Below are 26408 nucleotides of genomic sequence, written 5' to 3'. Positions count from 1 at the left end.
TCGTCACGCGTATTTCTCCAGAAACGCCTCAGCCCGCAGAGCCCGAAAATCCGGCAAGGCTACGCGCAGACGCGCGTTGTCCCAATCCCACCAGGCCAGTTCCATCATCCGATCCGCGACATGTTCCGGGAACCGGCGACGGATCGGTTTCGCCGTAACGCCTGCAACGATGGTATAGGGCGCGACATCCTTGGTTACGACGGCCCCCGATGCCACGACAGCCCCATGTCCGATCGTAACTTTGGGTTTGATGATCGCCGCATGCCCGATCCACGTGTCATGCCCGATCCGGGCTGTCCGACCGGCCCGATGCGCAAACCATTCGGCGTCATGTTCGGCATCGTCCCAGTAATCCCCGGAGCGATAGTGAAAATGGTGCAGCGAAGCCTTTTCCATCGGGTGATCCGTCGCGCCAATCCGGGTGAAACTGGCGATATTCGAGAATTTCCCGATCTCGGCATTGGCGATATCGCAGGTCCGGTCGCAATAGGAATAATCCCCGATCACTGAATTTGCGATACGGCTGCCCGCGCCGATCTCGACATATTCCCCGAAACGGCTGTCAATAATCTGACAGTCGGGATGGATGAAAGGCTGGTCCGAACGCAGTCGCGCCATCAGTGTCGTCCTTTGTCGCAGATCACGGCAGGTGAAAGGCCTTGCCTCTGGCCGCGCGCGGTTTGCGCTTTTTGCCGGTCTCGCCCTGTATCAGACGCTTGCGCAGCCAGCCCGAGAACCAGTCCATCAGCATCACCATCAGGATGATCAGGACGATGTAATAGGCCACCTCTTCCCAGTCCTTCTGTGTGATGATTGCCTGCGTTAACAGCAGACCGATCCCACCGCCTGTAATCGCCCCGATCACGGTCGCGCTGCGTGTGTTGGATTCGAGGAAGTACAAAAGCTGGCTCAGCAGCACCGGCGTGATCTGCGGGATCACACCAAGGCGATAGCGCTGCGGCGCGTTGGCCCCTGTAGATTGCACCCCTTCGATCTGCTTCTGGTCCACGTTTTCCAGCGCTTCCGAGAAGATCTTGCCGAAAGTACCCGTATCCGTCACCAGTATCGCCAGTGCGCCGGTCAGCGGGCCGGGACCAAAGGCGCGGGCAAGAACCACGGTCCAGATCAGCGCATCGACCCCACGCACGAAATCGAACACCCGGCGGGTTACAAACCGCACCGACCGCAGCGGGTTAAAGTTCCGCGTTGCCATGAAGGCCAGCGGCAGCGCCACCATTCCGGCCCCGAGGGTCCCGAGAAAGGCCATCAGAATGGTCTCGAATATTGCCCAGGCCACGTCCTGATGCCGCCACATCTTGTTGGTCCAGAAATCATTCAGGATCGCCCCGGCTTCACCCGTTGCGGCAAACGTCATCAGTTCGGGGAGAGATTTGCCATAATAGGGGCTGTCAAGCGTGAACCAGAACAGCTCCCACCCGTTGAAATACCGGAATACCTCGGACCGGTTGCGGGTCACTGTCAGACGGCCCGCGTCCGTGGTGACTGCCAACCGGTTTTTTGACATGTTGATCCAGTCCGGCACATCGCCCGAGGGTAGTTCTGCCTGCACACCCGCTGAGCGGCTGGGCGTGGCCCGGATGGTGCCATATCCGGGGATGTCATATTCCACCGTTTCCGGCCCGAACCGCACGACATGGCCGTTTTCCAGATCGATGACGGTGGTTTCACCCAGCGCAACCCAGTCCGGCGATTGGCCGTCGGGATAGGCACCCTTGCGCTCACCCTCAATGGCAACGGACACCGCGCCGTTGCGGTTGTCGCGCGTCACATGCGTTTTGTAGCTGTAGCTGTCGGAAACCAGAATCCGGCCGTTTTCCCAGTTCGCGCGCCCGGCCAGACCGGGAATGTCGAAGGCAAAGAAAACATAGACAAGATACACCAGAACCAGGGCAGGCAATCCAAAATTCACAACCCGTTTGCGCCGGAACAGGCGCCCGGCCTCGTCCTTGAGGGTTCCGGCAGGCAGATCGGTGGCAAAGGTGCTCATGCCCGTACTCCAGTATTGGTTCCATGGGTCAGGCGATCACGCAAAAGGCCCGAGATCTGGTCCACGACCACGATCGTCACGAACAGAAGAATGAAAATGGCCGCGGCCTCATCGTATTTGCCCTGCCCCCAGGACATGGCGTTGCGCAGCTCATAGCCCAGACCACCCGCACCGACGAAACCCAGGATGGCCGAGGCGCGAATGTTGATCTCGAACCGCAACAGGGCATAGCTGACATAGTTCGGGCCGACCTGTGGGATCACGCCCAGATACATCCGCTGCGCCCAGCTTGCGCCGACCGACTGCAACCCCTCGACCGGCTTGAGTGAGGCGTTTTCGTTCACCTCCGAATACAGCTTGCCCAGTGCGCCTGCCGTGTGGATCGCGATGGCGATCATTGCCGGGACTGGGCCGCCCCCAAGCACAAAGATCAGGACCAGCGCGATCACGATTTCCGGGATGGCCCGGCAAATGTCCGAAATGCGCCGGAACAGCGGGATCAGAGAGGGCCACAGCGCCATTCCGCGTGTCGCCATCAGTGCCAGAAAGGTACCCCCGATTGTACCGATCAACGTCGCCGCGGCGGCGATATTCAGGGTCTCGACCAGCGCCGGAAAGAAGGTGACAAGATGCGCGGGCATCTCACCGATCTTTTCCCACGCCTCGGCCAGCACCTCGGAAGGGTAATCCAGCACGCGATGCCAGCCATCGCTAAAGCTTCCGGCGTTGCGGCTGTCGGCGGTGCGGAAACCGGCCGCCATCAAGGCCACGAACAGGATCAGAAGGATACCACCATAGACCCTCTTGCGTCGGGTCATCGCTGTGTATTCGTCGCGGATCTGATCGACGCCCGGGGACCCGGCAGTCAGGTCTGTCATGGAATGCTCCTGAGGGAAACAAGGGGCCCGGCTGCGCCGGACCCCGATCATTGATCATGCAGGCTTAGTTGGACTTCAGCTTGCGGGCTTCGATGATGACCTCGTAGGCGTCATGGGAGATCGGATCAAAGCTCTTGGCTTCACCCGCAGCCACACCGTAGAAGCATTCGCGGTCCTTCTCGTCCAGGGTATCCCAAAGCGCGGTTACCTTGGCTTTTACTTCGTCAGGCAACTCCGAGCGGACAACGACGGGGCCTTCCGGGATCGGCTTGGATTTCCAGATTTCGACCATGTCGTTCATGTCGACCAGACCGGCATCCACCGCGCGGCGCAACGCGCCCGACTGGTACCCATCTTCCCATTCACCCAGACCGTCAGCCCAGGTCACGCCGCCATCAACGTCGCCGTTGTTGACAGCAACGATGGTTTGCTCGTGACCGCCGGTGAACTTCACTTCACCAAAATAGTCGCCCGAGTCCATGGTCGCACCGGTGGCCTGAGGAATTTCGATGGACGGGATCAGGTAACCCGAGGTCGAGTTCGGATCGCCGAAACCGAAGGTCTTGCCCTTCATGTCTTCCAGCGAGGTGATGCCGCTGTCCTTGCGGGCAAATCCGACCGAGTAATAGCCATAGCCGCCATCGGTGTTGACCTTGACCAGAACCGGCTCAACTGCATCGGGATCGGACAGATAGGTCTTGGCATAACCCGAAGCGCCCAACCATGCCACGTCGATGGTACCGCCCAGCAGACCCTGGATCACACCGTTATAATCGGCCGGAGCGAACAGTTTGGTCGGCACGCCCAGCGCCTCTTCGGTGTACACGCGCAGGCACTCGTTGTTGTTCAGACGGTCCTGAGCGTTTTCGCCGCCCAGAATACCAATGCGGAACTCGCTGATCTCTTGGGCCATAGCCGGTGCGGCAATGGCAGTTGTCGCAACAAGGGCGGCAATCAGTTTTTTCATCTGTCTCTCTCCAGTTTGATTACCCCGGCCTCTCATCGGGCCGGGCGATGAAAGGGGTTGGGGTGGCTCAGATGGTGGCCTCGGCTTCCATCAGGGCCTTCTGGGTCGCATCCAGCGTATCGATCTCGGTCGAGGTCGCCTCTTCCGAGAAGCTGGCATCGGCGCCGTAAATCTCGCGGGCGACACCGGTGGTCAGTTGTTCCGGCAGACCGTCGAACACGATGCGCCCGTCGCGCATACCAACAACGCGGTCGCAATAGCGGCGCGCGGTGTCCAGCGTGTGCAGGTTGGCGATAACGGTGCGACCATCCTCTTCGTGGATGCGGCGCAGCGCTTGCATCACCACCTGCGCATTCATCGGGTCCAGCGAGGCGATGGGTTCGTCCGCCAGAATGATTTTTGGGTCCTGCATCAGCGCCCGCGCGATGGCGACGCGCTGCTGCTGACCACCTGACAGGGCCTCGGCCCGTTTGGGCGCATGTTCGGCGATGCCCAGACGATCCAGAATGTCGATGGCCCGGTGGATATCCTCCATCGGGAACAGGTTGAACATGGTGGCCAACGTCGAGTGGCGGTTCAGCGTGCCGTGCAGCACGTTGGAAGCGACATCAAGGCGTGGCACCAGATTGAACTGCTGAAAGATCATCGCGCATTCCGCCTGCCACGCGCGCTTGTCCCGACCCTTCAGCCGGGTCACGTCGCGACCTTCGAACAGGATCTGACCATCGCTTGCGTCCGTCAGCCGGTTGATCATCCGCAACAGCGTCGACTTACCCGCACCCGAGCGCCCGATGATCCCGATCATGCATGGCTTGCCGACATCCAGCGTCGCAGACTCCACGGCAACATTTTCACCGAAACGCTTGGTCAGTTTTTCTATGCGCAGCACGTGCCACCCCCAGTTCATGTTGGGCGGTCAGCTACAGACTGGACTCAACGGCTATGTGTCAGTGTGGTGAAAGTTTTGTAACGGTGCTCAGCAAGTTACCGAAGATGCTTGCGCAGAAAATCCACGGCTGCACGCGTCTTCGCGGGCAGATGAGCCTTGCTGGGATACAACATCCATGCGGCTGTATCGAAGGTCGTTGCAGTGACCTGCCGATCCGGGAACAGATCGATCAACTCGCCGCGTTGCAGACTGTCCCGGACCAGCCAGTCCGCGAGCAACGCCGGACCCAACCCGAACAACGCCGCTTCACGCAGTGCCAGCGGGTTCGAGATCATAACCGGCCCAGAAACGAAAACGTCACTATCCACACCGGCGGCATCACGAAACAGCCAGCGCTCTCGGTAGTTCGGCAATGCCAGCCCCAGACAATCCCGCTCTGACAGCTCGCCCGGAGTTTCCGGCCGGCCATGCGCCTTATTATAGGACGGCGATGCGCAGACGCGGTATCGCGTTGTGATCAGGCGACTGCTGATCAGGTTTCCACCCGGCGCGGGGGCAAGCCGGATCGCCAGATCAATCTGCTCAGAGATCAGATCCACATTCTCGTCCTTCAGGATCAGCTCCAGCTCAACTTCCGGCAACGTGGCGCGAAACTGTTCAAGCAGCGGAACCAGACACACCTGCCCGAACGCTACAGATGTGGTCAGGCGCAGCCGCCCCCTTGGCTGCATCGCTCCTTCTGCCGCCAGATCCTGCGCGGCATCCAGTTCTCCCAGCAACGGTTCAATGCGCCTCAGATAACTTTCACCCGCATCAGTCAGAGACAAATGCCGGGTACTTCGCTGGAACACTCGAAAGCCCAGCTCACCCTCAACTCCCGAGACCAACCGAGACACCGAAGATGGGTCAACATCAAGCGCCCGCGCGGCGGATGCAAAACTGCCAAGCCGTGCGACCAGCGTAACCGTTTTGAGGGCGTTCAACTCCATTCATGCAAAATACGCATGAGTATAATACTTCTCAACGTCTTTTTCCGCATGATTTGCCAGTTCTAGATTGCGGCTGTCGAAAATCGGAGAAGCACATGACCCATCTTCAGGGAAAGACCACTGTGATAACAGGCGCGAGCCGCGGCATCGGCGCAGCAGCTGCCCTCCACTTTGCCGAACTCGGAGCGAACGTCGTTCTCGCCGCTCGAAGCACCAGGGCAACCGACCAGCTTGCCCGCAAAATTGGCGATCAGGCGATTGCCATTCCCTGCGATGTCCGAAACCTGGCAGAGGTTGAAAACCTGATGGCTCAGACGAGCCTGGAATTCGGCGGGATCGACGTCCTGATAAACAACGCCGGCATGATCGATCCGATAGCCCGGCTGACAGAAAGCGAACCGGACAACTGGCGTCAGGTCGTCGATGTCAACCTTATGGGTGTCTACCACGGGCTGCGCGCCGCTATTCCCATGATGCAATCGGCGGGCGGCGGCACCATCCTGAACCTCTCTTCCGGAGCAGCCACCAGCGCGCTCGAAGGCTGGAGCCATTATTGCGCGACCAAGGCCGCCGTGCTGTCGCTCACGCGCTGCGCGGATCAGGAGTGTCGGGCACACGGCGTCCGGGTCATCGGGTTGAGTCCCGGAACGGTGGCAACGTCGATGCAAAAGTCGATCCGGGCCTCCGGGATAAATCCCGTCAGCCAACTGGATCCTGACGCCCACATCCCGCCGCATTGGGTCGCCAAAGCGCTTGCCTATCTCTGTGGTCCGGGCGGTGACGCTTATCTGGGCACGGACTTCTCACTCAAGACCAAGGAGGGGCGCCGCAAAGCTGGACTGCCTTCAATCGCGGCCTAGCCCTGTCCCTTTTGCCGGAACAGAGGTATACGCGCCTCCGACTCAATCATGTTACGAGGCCACCATGAGCTTTGACCGCAAGATCAAGATCGCACCTTCGATCCTCTCCGCCGATTTCGCCAATTTCGGGCAGGAGATTCAGGCCATCGAGGCGCAGGGCGCCGACTGGGTCCATGTCGATGTGATGGACGGGCATTTCGTTCCCAACCTCACCTTTGGTCCCCCTGCGGTCAAAGCGTTCCGCCCGCATGTGAAAACCGTGATGGACGTGCACCTGATGATCACGCCGGTCGATCCCTATATTCAGGCCTATGCGGATGCAGGCGCCGATATCCTGACAGCGCATATCGAGGCCGGGCCGCACACCCATCGAACTCTGCAAGCGATCCGGGCAGCTGGAATGAAAGCCGGTGTGGCGCTGAACCCCGGCACCCCGGCCGAATCTGTCGAGCATCTGCTCGATCTGGCCGATCTGGTCTGCGTGATGACCGTGAACCCGGGCTTTGGCGGGCAGAAGTTTATCGACCTGACCGACAAGGTCCGCCGCCTTCGCCAGATGATCGGTGACCGCCCGGTTCATATCGAAATCGACGGTGGCGTCGATCCGCAGACCGCACCACTGGTTGCGGCGGCGGGTGCGGATGTTCTGGTCGCCGGTTCCGCCGTGTTCAAGGGTGGCTCGGTCAGCAATCCAGATGTTTACGGGGACAACATCCGCGCCGTGCGCTCAGCCGCCGAAAGCGCGCTTTAACGGACAGCCCGGGGATCTCCCGCCAGTCGTCGACGTTCTTTACTGAACGTCTTCTCCTGTTGGGCCCAAGGCCGCAAGCGGGATTGGCAAAGCCGATCTCGCGCGGACACGGGAGCATACGCTTTGCAGCTATCGCAACCTATCGGCAAAAACTTTCAGCAGTTGGTGCTTGAGTATCTTGCCAGTAGCTGAGGCTGGCAATTCGCGCGCCACAACGATCTGGCTGGGCCGCTTGTAACCGGCAAGCCGATCCGCAACGAAATCCAGCAACTCGGCCTCGGTCAGGCCGGATTCTTCGGCGACCTGCACAAAGGCCACCACTTTCTCGTCGCCATCGACAACCCGGCCGACGACTGCCGACTGAACCACAAGGGCATGATCGTTCAGCGCCGCCTCGACCTCGGGCGGATAGACGTTGAAACCACCGTGAATGATCAACTCCTTGCTCCGGCCCACGATGTGCAGGTGCCCCCGCTCGTCGAACCGGCCAAGATCGCCGGTTCTCAGCCACACGCCGTCAAACGCAGCCAGCGTCGCATCCGGATTGCGATAGTAGCCTTTCATCACATTTGGACCGCGCAGCAGAACCTCGCCCACACCGTCCCCGCCGCCCTCGACCGTCTGATCGATGCATATCTCCACCTCAGGTATCGGCGGGCCAACCGAGATATCAGGGTCCCCCAACGCGTTGCGCGACATGCTGACGGCAGCCGTGCATTCCGTCATCCCGTACCCATTCTGAAGCGCGATCCCGTAAAAGGCCTCGGCCTCGCGTTTCCATGCCGGATCAAGCGGCGCCGCCCCGGACGAGGCATAACGCAAAACGTTGTTCGGCAGCCTGTCGTACCCCTGTTCCTTTGTGTACTGCATCAGCAGGGCATGCATTTGCGGAACCGCCGAAAACAAGGTGATCCCGGAATTCAGCGCCTCATACGTTCTTGCCACTGAAAACTGCGCCTCAAGGCGCACAAGCGCACCGGCACAGATAGCGGCCGTCACGACCGAAGCCAAACCGAACACATGTGTGATGGGCAAAACACCATATATCACGTCATCCCCGGTAAGGCCCCTCAACTCGACCGAGGATCGCCCGGCAAAGCACAGGTTTTCGTGGGTCAGCATCACTCCCTTGGGCGCGCCGGTCGTTCCGGTCGTGAACAGCATGACCGCCACATCATCCAGATCCGGGTCGGGACCGCTGGGATACGGGCACGCCAAGTGCAAAGCTCCGAACGCGCCATCCAGGTGAATGGCATCCAGCCGCCGGGCATGCTCTGCCGCATCTGCCGACGACGCCGAGGTGAACAGGACCGCCGCAGGCTGCGTGTGCTCGATAACCCGCCCGACCTCACCGGCCGTCTGGCGTGCATTGACCGGCATCGCACAGGCCCCGATCCGCGAACAGGCAAACAGGGCCGCCACCGCAGAGCAACAGTTTTCAGCCAGAATCAAGACCCGGTCATTGCGGCGAACGCCTGCATCCGACAGCGCCCGGCCCAGTTCCGCCGCCGCGCGGTCCAGATCAGCATAGCTCCACCGGGTTCCACCATCATCTTCAAATGCGGGCGCATCCGGACAATCCTTGACCCGGGCCTCCAGAAAGTCGTGCCAGTTGCTCATCTTCGCAGTCCCTCCCCTCAGGCCCAATCCCACGGCCTTACGACTGTTTCGCCACGGCCTTTCGCTTGAACACCCCCGCTGCCGTTGCAATCAGATCGCCGTTTTCGTGTCGCAGTTCGCCCGAGATATGGGCCAGCTTGTGCCCACCCCCAGCAGGCCGTCCGATGGCCGTCACCCGGCCCCGGTTCACCGCCGACACATAGCTGATGTTCAGCGATACGGTCAGAACCACCGGATGGGCATCCCGGTCAAACCACGCCGAGGCCGCATTCCCGCAGGCCACATCCAGCAACATCGCGATGATCCCGCCATGCAGGACGTCCTGACTGTTCAGGTGATCCGGGCGAATGCTCAGATCACACCGCGCGCAGCCTTCGGGATCGGACAGATCGATCTCGAATCCAACGGCGTTCTGGCACCCGGACCGTCTGGGTCCGGGCCGATCCTTGTCAGGCTGCGCTGAGGGCAATGAACCGCTCCAGATGATAATCCGCATCGCCGAACCGGTGATCCGCCATGACGATGCGCTTGGCGATATGGGCCAACTCATACTCCTGCGTCATCGCGATCCCGCCGTGCATCTGAATGGTTTCTTCCGCGACCAGACGCCCGGCCCGCGCAATCAGATTGCGCGCCGCCGCAATCTGCAGATCACGATCTTCGGCCTCCAGATAACCCGCCGCGTTGATGACGGCGGATCGCGCCTGTTCCAACTCGATCAACAGGTCGGAAAAACGATGCTGCAATGCCTGAAACGTCCCGATCGGGCGGCCGAACTGTTGCCGGGTCAGCAGGTACTGACGGGTCAGTTCCACCGCGCTTTCCATCGCGCCCAAAGCCTCGGCTGCCAACGCGACATTGGCAGCGGCAATGGCCGTCATCAGGGGCGCGTAGCCCTGCCCAGCCTCGCCAAGACGAGCCGTCGAGGGAACCCGGACCTCGTCCAGAGTAACTTCAGCCGCGCGGCCACCGGCCAGCATCGGATAACCGCGCAGGTTCATGCCCCGTGCATCAGTCGGAACCAGAAACAGGGAAATGCCGTCCAGATCAAAGAACCCGCCATTTTCCCGCGCCGAGACGATCAGGTAACCGGCGGCTTCGGCATTGACCACAACCGCCTTGCGTCCACTCAGAACCACGTCATCCCCGTCGACCCTTGCCGAAGTCTCCACCCGGCTCAGATCATAGCGACTGGCAGGCTCGCCATGGGCCAGTGCCAGATGCAGGCTACCCGCGATCACATCGCCCAACAGGCCCTTCTGAGTATCACTGCCCAGCGCCGCGATCAGATGCCCGCCCAGAATGGCCGTATCCAGAAATGGCTCCACAACACCCGCGCGACCCAGCTCTTCAAAAACCGTGGATATGTCGAACCCGGTACCGCCGAACCCGCCGTCCGATTCCGGAAACAGCGCGCCGATCACACCCAGATCGGCCAGTTCGCTCCAGATTGCGGAATTCAGACCCGCGTCACTGTCCAGCGTCTCATTTCGCACGGCTGTCGTGTATTTGTCCGCCAGATACCGCCGCAACGTATCCTGCAGCATTTGCCGTTCTTCGGTCAGATTGAAATCCATCCGTTCAGCCCCCCATCTTGACCTTAGCGATGATCCCGCGCTGGATCTCGTTCGACCCACCAAAGATCGACAGTTTACGGTTATTGAAATACTGCGCCGCCACCGGGCCCGCATAATCCGGCCCGACCGGATCGTTGTCCCCCTCAACCGCTTCCGAGGCAAAAGGCATCGCATAAGGCCCGACCGCGCGCCGCGTCAGATCGTTGATCTCCTGCCGGATGATCGTTCCCTTGACCTTGAGCATCGAGCTTTCCACCCCCGGCGCCTGCCCCGCAGCCGCCTTTGAGATGATCCGCATATTCGTCGTCGCCATTGCCATCAGATCAATCTCGATCTTCGCCAGACGCGCCGCGAAATGCGGGTTTTCGATCAGAGGCCGTCCGTTAGCGCACTCGATCCCCGCAATACGCCGGACGGCATCCAGCCCGGCCTGACTGAACCCCACACCCGCAATGTTGGTCCGCTCATGGGTCAGCAGATACTTGGCGTAGGTCCAGCCCTTGTTCTCCTCCCCGACAAGGTTTTCGACCGGCACCCGCACGTCGTCGAAAAACACCTCGTTCACCTCGGGCGTGCCATCCAGCAGCACGATGGGCCGCACCTCGATCCCCGGCGTGTCCATGTCGATCAGCAGGAACGAGATTCCCTCCTGCTGCTTGGCATCCGGATCGGTGCGCACAAGGCAGAAAATCCAGTTGGCATACTGCCCCAGCGTGGTCCAGGTCTTTTGCCCGTTGACCACATAGTGATCCCCGTCCCGCACCGCGCGCGTCTTCAGCGAGGCCAGATCGGACCCGGCACCCGGTTCGGAATAGCCCTGACACCACCAATGCTCGCCATTCAGGATACGCGGCAGGAAATAGTCCTGCTGCGCCTTCGATCCGAACTTCTGCAACACCGGCCCCAGCATCGATAGGCCAAACGGCACGATGCGCGGGGCATGGGCTTTGGCACACTCTTCTTCGAAAATATGGCGCTGAACCGCATTCCACTCTGCCCCGCCAAACTCGCTGGGCCAGTTGAAATTCAGCCACCCCTTTTCGTTCAGCGTGGCGTGCCACCACTCATGCCCTTCCTTGCCCAGGCTTTGCCCCGCCTGCACTTTGTCGGAAACGTCCGCGGGCAGTTTCTCGGCCAGAAAGCCGCGCACCTCCTCCCGAAACGCCTGTTCTTCGGCGGTATAGTTCAAATCCATCCCTGCTCTCCTCCCCAAAGCCGCAAGTGGTACAGTGCCAGCCCGGCGTACCACGCCGGGCCGCGCCGGACCCGCCCTCGATGGGTGGGTCCGGCGCCCCTGATCAATAAATCTCGAACAATCCTGCAGCGCCCATGCCGCCACCAATGCACATCGTCACGACACCCAGCTTCGCGCCGCGTCGTTTGCCCTCGCGCATCAGATGGCCAACCATCCGGGTGCCCGTCATTCCAAACGGATGCCCGATCGCAATCGAGCCGCCATTGACGTTGCAGATCTCGTCATCAATGCCCAACTTGTTCCGGCAATACAGCGCCTGCGACGCAAACGCTTCGTTCAGCTCCCACAGGTCGATATCCTCAACCTTCAGCCCATGGCGCTCCAGCAGGCGCGGCACCGCAAAGACCGGGCCAATCCCCATCTCGTCGGGCTCGCAGCCCGCGACACAGAAGCCCTTGAAGGCGCCCATTGCCTCAAGCCCGCGCTTTTCAGCATCGGTGCTGTCCATCAGGACCACAGCCGCCGCCCCGTCCGACAGCTGGCTGGCATTGCCCGCAGTGATATAATTGCCTTCACCGCGCACCGGATCCAGCCCGGCCAGACCGTCCAGGGTGGTGGTGGGGCGATTGCACTCATCCCGGTCAACCGTCACCTCGCGGGTCGAGACCTCGCCGGTTTCCTTGTCCTTCACGCCCATCGTGGCCTGCATCGGCACGATCTCGTCATCGAACTTGCCAGCAGCCTGCGCCGCCGCAATCCGCTGCTGCGACCTCAGGCCATATTCATCCTGCTCCTCGCGGCTGATGCCATAGCGCCCGGCCACGATATCGGCAGTTTCGATCATCGTCATGTAAATCGCAGGCTTATGCTCTTCGATCCATTTGTCCTGCGCCCGCCGGGCCTGCGGCTGCACCATCGAGATGCTCTCGACCCCGCCCGCAACCATCGGACCCGAGCCGCCTTCGGTAATTGCCTGCGAGGCCAATGCAATCGTCTGCAGCCCGGACGAACAGAACCGATTCACGGTCATGCCCGAGGCCGTCACCGGCAACCCTGCCCGGATGGCGATCTGCCGCCCGATATTGCTGCCCGTTTCACCTTCGGGATAGCCGCAGCCGATAATGCAATCCTCAACCTCGGCACCATCCAGTCCGGCGCGGCTGACGGCTGCCTGAACGGCATGACCACCCATTTCCGCGCCATGGGTCATGTTGAACGACCCGCGAAAGGACTTGGCCAGACCCGTGCGTGCAGCGGATACGATCACAGCCTGTTTCATCACAAAGTCTCCTTGTTCAGATCATCAAAGCTTCGCCCGTCCGCCACAAGTTTCTCAAGCAGCGGCGCGGGTTGCCAGAAATGGCTGTCTTCCTCGGCCCATTTCCGGATATCGGCCAGCAAACCGGGCAACCCCTGAATGTCCGCCCATTTCAGCGGCCCACCCCAATAACGAGGGAAACCATAGCCATACAAAAGCGTCACATCCACATCGAGCGGGCGCCGGGCAATGCCCTCACCAACCACCTTGGCCGCCTCGTTGACCATCGCCGCCATGTATCGGCGCACGATCTCATCATCGGTGAAGTCACGCGGCGTGATCCCCTGCGCGGCGCGGTCCGCCTCAATCAGAGGCATCACGTCCGGGTTCGGCACACCGCCGCGCTTTCCGGCCTCATAGACGTAGTAGCCCTTGCCGGTTTTCTGCCCGAAATGCCCATCCTCACACAGTTTGTCCGCGTAAGTGCTGTCGCGCGCGCCCGGATCCAGCCCCTCGGCCCGTTTACGTTTGCGCACCGCCCAGCCGATATCCAACCCGGCCAGATCCGCCACGGCAAACGGACCCATGGCAAACCCAAAACCGGTCAACGCCTTGTCGATCTGATAGGGGCTGGCCCCATCTAGGATCATGTGATCGGCGCAGGTGCGATAGGTGCTCAGAATGCGATTGCCGATGAAACCATCGCAAACCCCGGCGCGCACCGACACCTTCTTCAGCCGCTTGCCAAGGTCAAAGCCGGTTGCGACCACATCCGGCGCGGTCTTGTCGGCAACAACGACCTCCAGCAGCTTCATCACGTGGGCGGGCGAAAAGAAATGCAACCCGATCACATCCTCGGGCCGCTTGGTGATGGCCGCAATGTCGTTGATATCCAGATAGGATGTGTTCGACGCCAGCACCGCCCCCGGTTTGCAGACCGCATCCAGCCGGGTAAAGACCTGTTTCTTGACCTCCATGTCCTCGAACACCGCCTCGATCACCAGATCGACTGCGCTCAGCGCTTCATATTCCGTAGCCAGAGTCAGTGTGTTTTCAAGGATTTCGTCATGCTGCTCCTGACTGATTTTCCCGCGCTTCAGCGCACCGCTCAGGTTCGCAGCAATCCGCCCTTTGGCTGCCTGCGCCGCCTCGTCTGACATCTCCAGCAAAACTACCTGCAGGCCCGACAACAGGGCCGCCGTCGCGATTCCGGCACCCATCGTACCGCCGCCGATCACACCGATCTGGTGCAGTGCCCGCGGCTCCACCCCATCCAGCTCCGGCAACTTGCCAACCGCGCGCTCGGCGAAAAAGGCGTGGATCAGACCCTTGCGCTGATCCGAGGCCATCAGTTCCGAAAACAACTCGCGTTCCCGGTTCATCCCCGCATCAAAGCTCTCGGCCTCGCAGGCGGCCTGAACCGCGCGCACGGCAACCGCCGGGGACAACTGGCCGCGCCCTTTTTTGAGGACCTGCTCATAAACCGCATCGAAATCGACAGGTTCAGGGGCGGGCATGTCACACACGGCGCGGCGCGGTGCACCGCTGTCCAGCAACTCCCGAACATAGGCCAGACCAACCTCGCGCGGATCGCCATCCTGCACCTTGTCGACCACCCCAAGCTGAGCGGCCTCAGCGGCCTGCACATGGCGGCCCGACGTGATCATGCCCAGCGCCGCCTCGACCCCGGCCACCCGAGGCAGCCTCTGCGTGCCGCCAGCACCGGGCAGAATGCCAAGGTTCACCTCGGGCAGGCCCACCTTCGCCGAAGGAAGCGCGACCCGATAGTGGCTTGCCAGCGCCACCTCAAGTCCACCGCCCAGCGCGGTGCCATGTATCGCGGACACGACCAGCAGGGGCGATGCCTCGATCCGGGTGCACAGCGCGGGCAAATACGGGTCCTGCGGCGGTTTGCCAAACTCGCGGATGTCTGCACCAGCAAAATAGGTCCGGCCCTTGCCATAGATCAGAACCGCTTTTGCGCCTTCACCTTCGGCACGCTCGATCCCGGCCTGCAATCCGCGCCGGACATCGACACCCAGAGCATTGACCGGCGGATTGTTGGCGGCAAGCACCGCAATGTCACCAATCAGTTCATATTCAATAGCCTCGGACATCCACGCCTCCTCAAACGGTCGGGCGCTTTGTCGGGCCGCCCTGAATTACATCCCATGTTCAGATCGCAATATCGCATCTGACATACAGAATTCCGCCTTGCGGAATTCCGTTTCACAGCAAACTACCCAGACCGCGCCCAATATCAACCCCATTTGCCAATGGTGACGGACGGTCAGTTCCGCGCACTGGCCTGGCGTCTTGAAAAGATGGTATCCCGGAAGTAACCCGGTTGGCGACCTCTCCCAACAAACAGCCTGCCGGGAACAAGAATGCACCTCGCCATCCTGATGACCAACACCGACGAAAGCGCCTTTGCGCAGGCCCACCCCAAGGACGGTGAAGCCTTCACCACACTCATCCAACTGGTCCGGCCCGACTGGAAGACCACTGTATTTTCCGTGAAGGACGGCATCTTTCCCACAGACCTGTCGGATTTTGACGGCGCGATGATCACTGGCAGTCCCGCCTCGGTACGCAGCGGCGAGGGTTGGGTTCTCAGGCTTCTGGACCTGATCCGGGACATGCACCGGCGCAGACAGCCGGTATTCGGCGCCTGCTTCGGCCATCAGGCCATTGCAACGGCACTGGGGGGCACGATCGACTGGAATCCCGGCGGCTGGGTGCACGGGCTGACCGTCAACCCTGTTCTGTCACGACCGGGTTGGGCAGATGACCTGCCCGACCAGATTCGCCTGTACGGTTGTCACTCGGAACAGGTCACCCAACTGCCTGAGGGTGCGGTGAACCTGACACGCTCGACCGAGGCCGCAACGACCGGTTTCGCCATTGGCCGCCACATCTATACCACCCAGCACCACCCCGAGATGACCAAAGAGTTCGTCATCGCCCTGACCGAAGAAATTTCTGCCACTCTCGGGCCGGATGTGTGCCAGCGCGCACTGGCCTCACTGGCCGAACCCGCCGATCAAAGGGTCTATGCCGAAAGCATCGCGCGCTTTTTTGAACAGGCGAAACAGGGCTGACCGCGGCAACGACAAACGCACATGTTACCCAGCCCGCGTAGATTTCGCGGAGATCATGCTAGCTTCTTTCCCGAGCGATGTTTCTGAAACGGGGCGTCGCACCAATATGCCACGGGAGAGAACGAATATGTGCGACGTTTGCGTAATGAATGCTGTCAAAGACCGGATGCTGTCTCGCCGGTCCTTTTTCAGGGCCGGTGGCATGATGGCGGCGGGGGCTGCTCTGGGTGCGGTGACAGCACCACCGGCAATGGCACAGGGACATGGAGAGGTCGTGGACATGACTCATGTCTACGACGCCGACTTCCCGACTTATTTCGGCGCGCCGGGGATCGAGACCACGCAAGGGTTCAATCTCAAGGAACACGGTTTCAACCTGCTCAATCTGGCCGTCAACGAACACACCGGAACACATATTGACGCCCCGCTGCATTTCTCGGCGGACGGCCAGTCGGTTGACGAGATTCCGGTCTCGAACCTGATTTGTCCGCTATGCGTCGTGGATATTGCCGCGCGCGCCGCCGAAGATGCCGATGCGCAGGTCACGCCGGACGACCTGAAGGCGTGGATCGACGCCAATGGTCCGATCCCCGATGGCGCCTGCGTGGCGATGTATTCAGGCTGGTCCAGAAAAACCGGCGGCAGCGACTATCGAAATGCCGATGCCGAAGGAAAAATGCACTTCCCCGGCTTCCACGTCGAAGCCGCCCAGATGCTGATGGACGAACCCGGGGCCGTGGCGATCGCGGTTGATACGCTGTCACTGGATCACGGGCCTTCGGCGGATTTCGCGACACATTATGCGTGGCTGCCAACCAATCGCTACGGCATCGAAAACCTCGCCAATCTCGACAAGGTGCCCGCCAGTGGCGCGACACTGGTTGTCGGCGCTCCGACGCATCGTGGAGGGACAGGCGGCCCTGCGCGCATCTTTGCCATGGTGTGAAATCACACAGTTTTCGCGTGGGCTATGGGCTGAGTGACTAAACCAACGCCTTCACGAAAACCAACATTTCTGCCGCAGATTTGCATCTGCTGCACGGCTGCTATTCCCAATCACGGCTGGCTGGCGTGGCCATGGGCGCGTAAACGGAACCCGTACGTACATACGCCGCCCGAGGTTCAGGACATGGCTCAATCGACAACCCACCGTTCCCCCGTCATCACCCTGTTCGCACTTGTTGCGGACATCTTCGTGGGCATTTTTGATGCGCTTACCCGCATTGGCGAGGCGAACTCGAAGGTGCGCCAGATTAAGGCGCTGTCCGACATGAGCGACGACGAGCTGGCCGCCCGCGGCATGCGGCGCGAGGATATCATCCGGCTGGTGATGGCGGACGTCGTCTGAACCGGCCATCCCGCCGCCAGAGCGGCGGGACCAACCGTCGATTACATCCCGGCGATGGCTTTTGCCCCTTCGGCATAGGCGGCTTCGCACAATTCAAAATCAGCATCGGTCAGGGCAAGGGAAGGATATGTCTTGCCCGCCGCCTTGAACATGCCGTTTTCCATGAGTACCGCATTGAACTTCGGCGCCTTGGCCGTGTCCGAGCCAAAGACGTCGCGATAGTCGCGGATATCTCCGGTCGTGAACACAATCTCGAACAGGGTCGGGTCGCCAACGATCCGGTGGGCGATGCCCTGCCCGTCAAGCGCCGCCTTCGCCATGTCCATCAGGCGCTGACCGTTAGCCCGCAACCGGTCGTATTGCCCGTCACGCCGCAGCACCTCCATAGTCTTTAGGCCCGCTACGGCGGCGACCGGATTGCCTGACAGCGTCCCCAGTTGCATCAGCCACTTTTCCGCACCGACCGCTGCCTTGTCGAAATGCGCCATGATATCGGCACGCCCCGCGATGGCCGCCAGCGGGAAGCCTCCGCCGATGATCTTGCCCAAGGTCGCAATATCCGGCGTGACGCCGTAAAGCTCCTGCGCCCCGCCATAGGCAAAGCGAAATCCCGTCACCACCTCGTCAAAGATCAGCACGATACCGTATTTGTCGGCCTCTTCCCGCAGCAATTGCAGGAAGCCGGGTTCCGGCGGGATGATCCGCTGCAACGGCTCGACGATGATACCCGCGACGTCCTTGCCGTGTTCCGCCAGCAGCGACCGGATGTAATCCGGATCGTTGAACGGCGCGATCAGCATTTCCGAGCGGACGCTTTCCGGAATTCCGGCACTGTCCGGCACCGCCTGTGGGAAATTCACCATCTTCGCGGGCGCAAGGCTCATCTGTGCCTCGGCGCTCATGCCGTGATAGCCGCCTTCGAATTTCACGATCTTGTCCCGACCGGTGAAGGCGCGCGCCAGCCGGATCGCATACATGTCCGCCTCGCCGCCGGACGAGACATAGCGCACCTGTTCCGAACAGGGAACGGCAGAGCAGATTTCCTCGGCCAGTTCGATGGCGCGGGCGTTGTTGGCAAAGAACGTCATGCCCTTTGGCATCTGTTCGGCCACCACCTCCAGCACTTCGGGGTGGCCATGGCCCAGCAGCATCGGGCCGGACCCGATCAGCAGATCGACATATTCCTTGCCGTTTTCGTCCCAGACGCGGCTGCCTTTGCCATCGCGAACGAAGATCGACGGGTCGAAATTGCCAAACCCGCCACCCGGAAGAACCGCTCTGGCCCGTTCCGCCCAATCGGTCTGTGTAAGGATTTTGTCCATGGGTTTTGTCCTGTTGCCGTGTGGATTTTCAATTTTGACCAAAAAGTCAAAAATCAGTCAAGGATCATGTGCGGCGCCGAAAGCGCCTGCCGGTCGGGTGCCACGCCAAGCCCTGCGCCCGTTGGCGGTGCAATCCTGCCTGCGTCCCGCACCGGCCCGTCCGGCGCAAGCCGGGGCGAGACATAGCCCGACAGGTCACAGACATTCATCAGATGTGCCGGATCGGTCGCAGCCCCCAGATGCAGCAGCGCGGCGGTCGTGATGTCCGACCCCCAGGTATCTTCAATACACATCTTCGCCCCCAGATGCAGGCAAAGATCACGCGCGCGCCTTGACGGCGACAGCCCGCCGAATTTCGACAGCTTGATCGCCACCGCGTCCATGCATCCCTGCTGGTGCCCCGCCAGCAGGCTTGCAGTGTCATGGGCGTTTTCGTCCAGCTTCATCGGCAATCCGGTTGCGGCGCGGACCCGCGCGCAATCCTCGATCGTGGCGCAGGGCTGTTCCAGCATGACATCCAGATCAGCCACCGCGCGCCCGACACGTGTCGCATCCAGCGACGAGGCCCCGCAATTCCAGTCACCGTAGACCAGCGGCCCGTCACCCACCGCCTCGCGCACCTGCCGGAGCCGGGCAACGTCGGCCTGCCAGTCGCCATCCGCACCCAGCTTCACCTGAAATTGGGTCATGCCCTTCGCCAGCGCGTCACGCGCGATCCGCGCCATTTCATCCGGCGCGACGCAGGTGATGGAGTGATAGAGCGGCAGGGTTTCGGCCCGCCGCCCTCCAAGCAACGCATAAAGAGGCAATCCCGCCGCCTGACTGGTCAGATCCCACAGGGCGATATCGATGGCGGATTTGGCATAGACATGCCCTTGCAGATGCCGGTCCAGCCGCGCCATCAGCGCCTCGGGACCAACCGGATCGCCCCCCAGCAGCACCGGCGCCATCTCTTCTATCGCCGGGGCGACACCGCCTGCATAGGCGGGCAAGTAATGAGGGATCGGACAAACCTCTCCCCAACCGGTCAGCCCTTCGTCGGTGTCAAGGGCAACGATCACGGTATCGACCGTATCGCAGGTCTTGCCGTCAGCCATGTAATAGGGCTGGTGACTGCTGAGCGGCACGTGCCACAGGGAAACTCGGGTGATCTTCATGGATGTCTCTCAAGGATGGGGGACAGGAGGGATGGGGGCGCTGCCCCCTTCTTGGCCTGGGGCCAATTCACCCCCCAGTGTATTTCTAGCCAGATGAAGGGGCGGATCATTGCGTGGCCTCATAGGTTGCGACAGGTGGGCCAAGGGCATCTTCGTCCGGGTGGACGCCAAGGCCGGGTATTTCGGGCAGGATCAGATGGCCGTCCTGATTTCTTGGTCCGCGGCCGCCTGCGATATCGGTGCTCAGCATGTCCTGACAGGCCCAGACGCCAAGGCGGTTGTGATCAGGGATGGTCGCAGCCAGATGCAGCGCCTCGGCATCGGCCAGAACCGAGCCGCCAGTGGCCATGACGAACATGTCGATACCATGCGCCAGCGCGATATCCCGCATCCGCGCGGCCTTGCTCAACCCGCCGACGCGGTTCAGCTTGATCCCAAACACCTCGGCCAAACCGTCCCGGGCGACGCGGGCAGCATCCTGAAGCGTCACCAGGCATTCGTCCACACTGACCGGGGCGGCATGCAAGGCGCGGATGGCGGCGATATCGTCCAGCGTTTCGCCGGGCTGTTCGAACATCACACCCAGATCCTCGGTCGCCTTCATCACCCGCAGCGCCTGTTGCCGGGTCCAGGCGCGGTTGACGTCATAGAGGATGCGCTCGCCACGCGGGCGGTGCGCCTCGACATCGCGAATACGCTCGATATCGCGCTCCACATCGCCGCCGACCTTGACCGAATGCACCCAGTAGCCGCGGTCGCGGTAACGCTCCATGACCGCGCGGGTCTCATCAACGGTCTTAGCCCCGACCGACGATGCGATAGGGGAAGGCGTGCGCGATCCGCCGCCCATCAGATCGGCAATCGGCAGGCCCGCCGCCTGCCCGGCGATGTCCCAGCACGCCATGTCGATTGGCGATTTGGCATAAAGGTGCCCGGGCAGGGCCAGATCCATCGCGCGCTCGACCTCGAGCACCTTGCGGGGATCCAGCCCCAGCACGAAAGACGCCATCGTCGCAATTCCGGCGCGGATGCCCGGGCCATGTGCCGGGACGTAGGTATGGCCCCACGGCGTGCCTTCGCCCCAGCCAGTCAGCCCCGCATCGGTTTCGACCTTGACGAAAGTCGCGTCCAGCACTTCGAATTTCAGCCGCCCGCCGGACAGCCAATAGGGGTGCTCCAGCGGCAGATCGGCATGGTAGACCGAAATACGGGTGATTTTCATGAGGTGAACTCCGCAATTGGGGGGCCGAGGCTGTCGAAATCGGGTGTCACGCCCAGCCCCGGCGTGTCCGGGGCAAACAATTTGCCATCCTCTGCAGTCGCCCCGCCAATACCGGTCGAGCGGGTGTTATAGTTCATCAAATCGGTGGTGTTGTGCAGGTACTCGGTCGGCGTCGTGGCGGCGAAATGGGACAGCGCGGCGGTGGTGATCTCGCCACCCCAGGTGTCCTCGGCGACCACGGGAATGCGGTTTTCGACCAGATAGTCCCGCGCCCGTCTGGCCTTGCTGAGACCGCCGAGGTTCGAGATTTTCAGGCAGACCAGTTCGGCCGCATGGTCGGCCACGATCCGCTGCGCCATGTGCATGCCGGTGACGCATTCATCCAGCTTCATCGGCAAGTCGGTCCGGGCGCGCACCTGCATGCATTCCTCATAGGTGCGGCAGGGTTGTTCAAGGATGTAGTCCAGATCCCGCGTGGCGCGCGCCACGCGCAGCGCATTATCGACACGCCAGCCCTGATTGGCATCGGCCATTGCCTTTTCGCCGGGTTTGAGAAGCGGCACTGTCGACCGGATACGCTCGATATCCGCTGCCCAGTCGCCACCGACCTTGATCTGGAACTGGCGGTACCCCTGTTCACGGTACGCGTTCATTTCAGCGACGGTTTCTTTGGTGCCCTTTTGCGGCGCAACCCGGTACATCGGCGCCCCATCGGTCAGTTTGCCGCCCCACACGGTGTAGAGCGGCGCGTTCAGTGATTGCGCCAGAATATCCCAGCAGGCCGCGTCGAAAGGCGACTTGGCATAGCCATGCCCCTGCACCAGATGGTCCATGATCTGTTCGATGCGCGCCACATTACGCGGGTCCTCGCCCAACAGATGCGGCGCCACCAACCGGGCCAGCGCAGGCACACCCTCGGAATGGGCCACCATGTAGTTTTCGCCGCAGGGCGTGAACTCACCACATCCCTGCAGACCGGCATCGGTGTCGATCACCACGACCGAGGCGATGGCCGTTTCGATGGCGTTGCCCGCCCCCCAGACATAGGCCCCGCCCACATAGGGAAGTCCGGTCTGAAAGATGCGGATGCGGGTGATTTTCATGCGGCGTCCATTTTCGGCAGATCGGCCATCCCCTCGCCCCGCCACAGAACAAAGGTCAGGATTGGCTGGTCCGAAGTGATCATGGCATGGCTCCGCCAACTGGCATGGACCCGTGTCTGGTCTGGCCCCACCAACGCCTCGTTACCCTCGATGCGGAACATCGCACCGCCTGCAAGGGTCAGGTACAGTTCCTCTGCCTGATGGCTGTGCCAGTCATAGTTCAAACCCGCACCCCAATACCCGATATAGCCGCGCAGCTGGGTCGAATGGAAATGCCCAGTGGGGCCAAAAAGCTCATAATACCCATAGCGTTGCAGGAAATCTGCCCCGACTTCTTCCTCGGTATAGGTCCGTTTCCAATGCGCCAGATGCGTCGTCGCCCTGACGGCATCGATCAGCGCCTGCGTCCGCCCGGTTCCGGGGTGTTCAAAATCCCTCACCAGGTCCGCCGCCGGAACCGCGGAGGGTTGCAGGCCTGTCGCGGACAGATCGGTTGGCCAGGGCCCGAATTCGGAAAGAGCCGAGTGTGACTGATGCAGGCGCTGCGCGGCTGCAAGAACGTCGTCCAGTGTCATGGGATCACCACAATGTTGCCGGTATGAGTCTTGTCGATGAATGCCTGCTGCGCCTCGCGCAGTTCGCTCAGCGGATAGGTCGCCGCCAGAACGGGCTGCAGCTTACCCTGTTCGATATAGCGCACGACATTTTCGAACACTTCGGGCGGCAGAACGGTCGAGCCGATAAAGGTCAGATCGCGCAAGTAGAACGTGCGCAGATCGAACTCGACAATGGGTCCGGCAATCGCGCCCGAACAGGTATACCGCCCGCCGCGTTCCAGAATATCGATCAAACGGGGCCAATAATCTCCGCCGACAACATCCGCGACTACTGTGATCTTTTCATCGCCCAGCGCCGCGCGCAGGTCACCGGGCGCGCGTGGCAGAATACGATCGGGGCCAAGTCGGGCTACCTCGCCCTGCTTGGCCTCGGACGCCATGGCGATAACCCGCGCGCCGCGCAATCTGGCCAGTTGAACCAACGCACCGCCCACACCACCGGAGGCACCCGGAATCAGAACGGTATCCCCTGGCCCGACACCCGCCCGTGCAAGCATCCCTTCGGCAGTTGTGTACGAGCAGGAAAAGGTGGCCAGTTCGGCATCTGACAAAGACGTTTCCACCGCCGCCACCCCGCGCGCATCCGCCACCGCGTATTGCGCGAAACCACCATCGCATTCCGAGCCATAATAACCCGTCCTGTCCATGTTGTCCGGCTCGGACCAGTCGCGCAGCCAACCGTTCACCATGACACGCCGTCCGATCAGCCCCGCATCCGCGCCGTCACCAACCGCCTCGACCGTGCCCACGGCATCGGCCCCCTGAATGCGCGGAAAGGTCAGGGGTCGGCCGCCCCATGTCGGGTCCTCTTCGGCGACCACTTCATAGGCGCCGCCGGTGGTCGCCTCGCTGACCGCTTTGGAATACCAGCCCGACCGGGTGTTCACGTCCGTATTGTTCAGCCCACAGGCGCCAACCCGGATCAATACCTCCATCGGTCCCGGCTGCGGGGTTGGCCAATCCTCGTGCCATTCGTATTTGTCCAGACCACCGTGTCCGGTCAGGACCATGGCCTTCATTTTGTCAGGTATCGTCATCCAAACTCTCCTGTCAGGGGGCCTTGGGCGCGCGTCCGGCACGGGTTCATTCCGCAGGCTCCATGGCGACGTCCGCCCTCGGCAGCAGGCTCTGCGGGTCATAGGCGGGTTCGCCCAGAATGCGCCCCTTGCGTGGCTGGCCCGCGATCACAACCTCGATCTGCGTCCCCGGCACGTTGGCGTGCGGTTTGACATAGGCAAAGGCAAGGATCTTGCCGACGGTGTGACCATAGGCAACCGAAGCGGTCGAGCCGACCACCTTGCCCTCCAACAGCACCGCCTCACCGCCATGGCCATCCTCGACCCCGTCCGGTTCGATCTCCAGATAGGCGCAGACCCACGGCAGGTCGGTGTTCAGTGTCTTGTCTTTACCCAGATAGTCCTTGTCGGTGCGCGCAAAGCGCAGCACATCCGCCTCGGCAAGCGTCACCTCATTGGTCAACTCACCAGCGCCCTTGAAACCTTTCTCCATCCGCAGCGCGTTCATCGCGAAGGAGCCATAATCAGTGATCCCATGCGCCTCACCCGCCGCCCAGAGCGCATCATAGACCGCCAGCGCGCTGTCGCGCGGGATATGCAACTCCCATCCCAGCTCCCCGGCATAGGACATGCGGAACGCCCAGAGTCTGTGTCCAGCCACCTCAATCTCCTGCGCGGTCAGCCATTTGAACCCGGCATTGCTCAGGTCCGCATCCGTGCAGGCGGCCAGAACCTCGCGCGCCTTTGGGCCGTTCAGGCTTAGTGCCGCCCAATCGTTGGATCGCAGGATAATCTGGGCATCTTCATCCGCGCGCTGGTGGTTCAGATGATCCAGCAGGCGCTGTTCAAAGAAGGCCGCGCAAACAAGGTAATAGCGCCCTTCGTCCAGCTTCACGACCGTGGTCTCCAACTCGATCCGGCCACGGCGGTTCAGCATATGGGTCAGAGCGATGCCCCCCACCTTTTGTGGCAGGCGGTTTGCGACCAGCCGGTCCAGCAGCGCCTCGGCACCGGGTCCCGTCACCTCGACCTTGGTAAAGGCCGAGATGTCCATGATCCCCACCGCCTCACGTACGGCCTTGCATTCAGCCCCGACCATGTCGTGCACCACATTGCGGCGGAACGAGTAATGATCGCGCTGTTCGACGCCATCTTTGGCAAACCAGCGCGGGCGTTCGTGGCCATAGACCTCTTCGTAAACCGCACCCTTGTCCTTCAGCCGTTCGTAAAGAGGCGAAGGTTTGATCGGACGCCCCTCCAGCCGGTTGAAATGCGGGAATGGAATCTCATGGCGCAGCTTGTAATCCTCATGCGCCTTGGTGACCTGCCAGTCCTTGGTTGCATAAGCCCCGAACCGGCGCGGGTCGTAGTCGCGCATCGAGATATCCGCCGCCCCATGCACCATCCAGCGCGCCAGTTCGCGGGTCAGACCCGGCCCCCAGCCGATGCCGATTTGCGTCCCGCAGCAGCACCAATAGTTCCGGACCCCCGGCGCAGGTCCGATCAGCGGATTGCCATCCGGCGGGTGCGAAATCGCACCGTGCACTTCACGCTGAATGCCCAGCTCGGCAAAGATCGGCATCCGGTTCAGGCTTTCCTCAAGCCACGGCATGATCCGGTCGTAATCGGCGTCGAACAGCCAGTTCTCGTAATCCCATGGGCAATGGTCGTGCCAGACAGAGTTCGAGTTCTCTTTCTCGTAAATCCCGATCAGCCCGCGCTTTTGCTCCATCCGGATGTAGCCGGAAACCTTCTTGTCATCGCGGATGACCGGCAATTCCTTGTCCAGCCCCTCGAACTCGGGCACCGGCTCGGTCACGAAATAGTGGTGCGTCATCGAGGTCATGGGCAGTTGCAGCCCCGACCACTCGCCCATCTGACGGGCATAGGTACCGCCTGCATTCACCACATGCTCACACCGGATCGTGCCCTTCTCAGACTCGACTACCCATTCGCCGTTTTCGGCCTGCGTGATGTTCGTCGCCCGGCAATGACGGATGATCCTCGCCCCCAGCTGACGCGCCCCGGCGGCCATCGCCATCGTCACATTGGTCGGGTCCACGTGGCCGTCATCAGGTGTGTGCAGCGCGCCCAGAACACCGTCGAGATTGTAGAACGGGTGCAGCTCGGCCACCTTTTCCGGCCCCACCAGTTCGATGTTGAACCCCAGCGACCGGCCCACCGACAGCGTGTGGCGCAGCCAGTCCATCTCGTCCTCGGTATAAGCCAGACGGAAAGACCCGCAGCCGTGCCATGTCACTGCCTGACCTGTCTCGGCCTCCAATGCGCCGGAATACAGGCCAATGTTGTAATCCACACATTTGCCCAGCCCGAAGGAACTGGTCGAATGGGTGATCTGACCGGCCGCATGCCACGTGCTGCCGCTGGTCAGTTCGGCCTTTTCCAGCAGGACCACATCGGTCCACCCTTCATGTGCCAGATGATAGGCCAGACCGACCCCCATGACACCTCCGCCCACGATCACTACGCGGGCCTGTGACGGCAGTTCCTTCCCGGACATGATTTTTCC

General features: G+C 61.6%; 24 protein-coding genes. 5 read left to right on the top strand and 19 right to left on the bottom strand.

The genetic code is table 11. From position 1 onward, the window contains the following. Positions 1–3: 3 nt before the first annotated feature. The 6 genes from ACR0NA_RS13950 to ACR0NA_RS13925 all read right to left on the bottom strand — a co-directional run bounded on the left by ACR0NA_RS13950 (position 4) and on the right by ACR0NA_RS13925 (position 5731). Positions 4–618: an LbetaH domain-containing protein gene (locus ACR0NA_RS13950; RefSeq protein WP_480729740.1), complete on the bottom strand. Its 615-nt coding sequence runs from the start codon at positions 616–618 to the stop codon at positions 4–6. Between the two features lie 22 nt (positions 619–640). Then, complete coding sequence (gene phnE / locus ACR0NA_RS13945) at positions 641–2008, bottom strand: phosphonate ABC transporter, permease protein PhnE (RefSeq protein WP_480729738.1); 1368 nt, start codon at positions 2006–2008, stop codon at positions 641–643. Continuing rightward, positions 2005–2886: a phosphonate ABC transporter, permease protein PhnE gene (gene phnE / locus ACR0NA_RS13940; RefSeq protein ID WP_480729736.1), complete on the bottom strand. Its 882-nt coding sequence runs from the start codon at positions 2884–2886 to the stop codon at positions 2005–2007. Before phnE (ACR0NA_RS13940) ends, phnE (ACR0NA_RS13945) begins: the two co-directional genes overlap by 4 nt. 64 nt (positions 2887–2950) lie before the next feature. Further along, on the bottom strand, positions 2951–3853 hold the full coding sequence (phnD, locus tag ACR0NA_RS13935; protein ID WP_480729734.1) for a phosphonate ABC transporter substrate-binding protein: 903 nt from the start codon (positions 3851–3853) through the stop codon (positions 2951–2953). Positions 3854–3920: 67 nt separating this feature from the next. Continuing rightward, positions 3921–4742, bottom strand: a complete 822-nt coding sequence (gene phnC, locus ACR0NA_RS13930) for a phosphonate ABC transporter ATP-binding protein (RefSeq protein ID WP_480730043.1) — start codon at positions 4740–4742, stop codon at positions 3921–3923. A 95-nt stretch (positions 4743–4837) separates the two neighbouring features. After that, positions 4838–5731 carry a LysR family transcriptional regulator gene (locus tag ACR0NA_RS13925; protein WP_480729731.1) on the bottom strand — a complete coding sequence of 298 codons (894 nt, stop codon included), beginning with the start codon at positions 5729–5731 and terminating at the stop codon, positions 4838–4840. Between the two features lie 95 nt (positions 5732–5826). Between ACR0NA_RS13925 and ACR0NA_RS13920 the strand changes: the two genes are divergently transcribed. Then, entirely contained in the window at positions 5827–6591 is a 765-nt protein-coding gene (locus ACR0NA_RS13920) for an SDR family oxidoreductase (protein WP_480729729.1), read from the top strand. Between the two features lie 64 nt (positions 6592–6655). Continuing rightward, on the top strand, positions 6656–7342 hold the full coding sequence (gene rpe, locus ACR0NA_RS13915; RefSeq protein ID WP_480729726.1) for a ribulose-phosphate 3-epimerase: 687 nt from the start codon (positions 6656–6658) through the stop codon (positions 7340–7342). 129 nt (positions 7343–7471) lie between these two features. Here rpe and ACR0NA_RS13910 read toward each other — a convergent pair whose 3' ends face one another. The 6 genes from ACR0NA_RS13910 to ACR0NA_RS13885 form a co-directional block, all read right to left on the bottom strand. Beyond that, positions 7472–8962: a class I adenylate-forming enzyme family protein gene (locus ACR0NA_RS13910; protein WP_480729722.1), complete on the bottom strand. Its 1491-nt coding sequence runs from the start codon at positions 8960–8962 to the stop codon at positions 7472–7474. A 37-nt stretch (positions 8963–8999) separates the two neighbouring features. After that, positions 9000–9431: a PaaI family thioesterase gene (locus ACR0NA_RS13905; RefSeq protein ID WP_480729720.1), complete on the bottom strand. Its 432-nt coding sequence runs from the start codon at positions 9429–9431 to the stop codon at positions 9000–9002. Then, positions 9412–10539, bottom strand: a complete 1128-nt coding sequence (locus ACR0NA_RS13900) for an acyl-CoA dehydrogenase family protein (protein ID WP_480729718.1) — start codon at positions 10537–10539, stop codon at positions 9412–9414. The genes ACR0NA_RS13905 and ACR0NA_RS13900 overlap by 20 nt, the downstream gene beginning before the upstream one ends. A 4-nt stretch (positions 10540–10543) precedes the next feature. After that, on the bottom strand, positions 10544–11734 hold the full coding sequence (locus ACR0NA_RS13895) for an acyl-CoA dehydrogenase family protein (RefSeq protein WP_170654301.1): 1191 nt from the start codon (positions 11732–11734) through the stop codon (positions 10544–10546). Positions 11735–11837: 103 nt separating this feature from the next. Beyond that, positions 11838–13013, bottom strand: coding sequence for an acetyl-CoA C-acyltransferase (locus ACR0NA_RS13890; protein WP_480729715.1), 1176 nt, complete (start codon positions 13011–13013; stop codon positions 11838–11840). Then, positions 13013–15109, bottom strand: a complete 2097-nt coding sequence (locus ACR0NA_RS13885) for an FAD-dependent oxidoreductase (RefSeq protein ID WP_480729713.1) — start codon at positions 15107–15109, stop codon at positions 13013–13015. Before ACR0NA_RS13885 ends, ACR0NA_RS13890 begins: the two co-directional genes overlap by 1 nt. 270 nt (positions 15110–15379) lie before the next feature. On the opposite strand from ACR0NA_RS13885, the gene ACR0NA_RS13880 reads away from it, so the two are divergent. From ACR0NA_RS13880 to ACR0NA_RS13870, 3 genes are all read left to right on the top strand, one after another. Further along, a complete protein-coding gene (locus ACR0NA_RS13880) occupies positions 15380–16093 on the top strand; it encodes a type 1 glutamine amidotransferase (protein WP_480729710.1) in 714 nt (237 codons plus the stop codon). Positions 16094–16220: 127 nt separating this feature from the next. Then, positions 16221–17039: a cyclase family protein gene (locus tag ACR0NA_RS13875; RefSeq protein ID WP_480729707.1), complete on the top strand. Its 819-nt coding sequence runs from the start codon at positions 16221–16223 to the stop codon at positions 17037–17039. Between the two features lie 183 nt (positions 17040–17222). Further along, positions 17223–17441: a DUF1127 domain-containing protein gene (locus ACR0NA_RS13870; RefSeq protein WP_480729705.1), complete on the top strand. Its 219-nt coding sequence runs from the start codon at positions 17223–17225 to the stop codon at positions 17439–17441. A gap of 41 nt (positions 17442–17482) precedes the next feature. On the opposite strand, the gene ACR0NA_RS13865 is transcribed toward ACR0NA_RS13870, so the two are convergent. The 7 genes from ACR0NA_RS13865 to ACR0NA_RS13835 all read right to left on the bottom strand — a co-directional run bounded on the left by ACR0NA_RS13865 (position 17483) and on the right by ACR0NA_RS13835 (position 26399). Continuing rightward, on the bottom strand, positions 17483–18763 hold the full coding sequence (locus ACR0NA_RS13865) for an aspartate aminotransferase family protein (protein WP_480729703.1): 1281 nt from the start codon (positions 18761–18763) through the stop codon (positions 17483–17485). A 53-nt stretch (positions 18764–18816) separates the two neighbouring features. Next, complete coding sequence (locus ACR0NA_RS13860; protein ID WP_480729701.1) at positions 18817–19920, bottom strand: mandelate racemase/muconate lactonizing enzyme family protein; 1104 nt, start codon at positions 19918–19920, stop codon at positions 18817–18819. Positions 19921–20026: 106 nt separating this feature from the next. Continuing rightward, positions 20027–21142 (bottom strand): mandelate racemase/muconate lactonizing enzyme family protein, encoded by a 1116-nt coding sequence (locus ACR0NA_RS13855; RefSeq protein WP_480729698.1) that lies wholly within the window; start codon positions 21140–21142, stop codon positions 20027–20029. Then, on the bottom strand, positions 21139–22245 hold the full coding sequence (locus ACR0NA_RS13850) for a mandelate racemase/muconate lactonizing enzyme family protein (RefSeq protein ID WP_480729696.1): 1107 nt from the start codon (positions 22243–22245) through the stop codon (positions 21139–21141). The genes ACR0NA_RS13855 and ACR0NA_RS13850 overlap by 4 nt, the downstream gene beginning before the upstream one ends. After that, positions 22242–22820: a dimethylsulfonioproprionate lyase family protein gene (locus tag ACR0NA_RS13845; protein WP_480729693.1), complete on the bottom strand. Its 579-nt coding sequence runs from the start codon at positions 22818–22820 to the stop codon at positions 22242–22244. The genes ACR0NA_RS13850 and ACR0NA_RS13845 overlap by 4 nt, the downstream gene beginning before the upstream one ends. Continuing rightward, entirely contained in the window at positions 22817–23899 is a 1083-nt protein-coding gene (locus ACR0NA_RS13840; protein WP_480729690.1) for an alcohol dehydrogenase family protein, read from the bottom strand. Before ACR0NA_RS13840 ends, ACR0NA_RS13845 begins: the two co-directional genes overlap by 4 nt. A gap of 46 nt (positions 23900–23945) precedes the next feature. Continuing rightward, positions 23946–26399: an FAD-dependent oxidoreductase gene (locus ACR0NA_RS13835; protein ID WP_480729688.1), complete on the bottom strand. Its 2454-nt coding sequence runs from the start codon at positions 26397–26399 to the stop codon at positions 23946–23948. Between the last annotated feature and the right edge of the window lie 9 nt (positions 26400–26408).

Source organism: Ruegeria sp. C11, assembly GCF_056537725.1.
The sequence above is the reverse complement of the archived record's forward strand: the minus strand, read 5'-3'. Positions and strand labels throughout refer to the sequence as shown.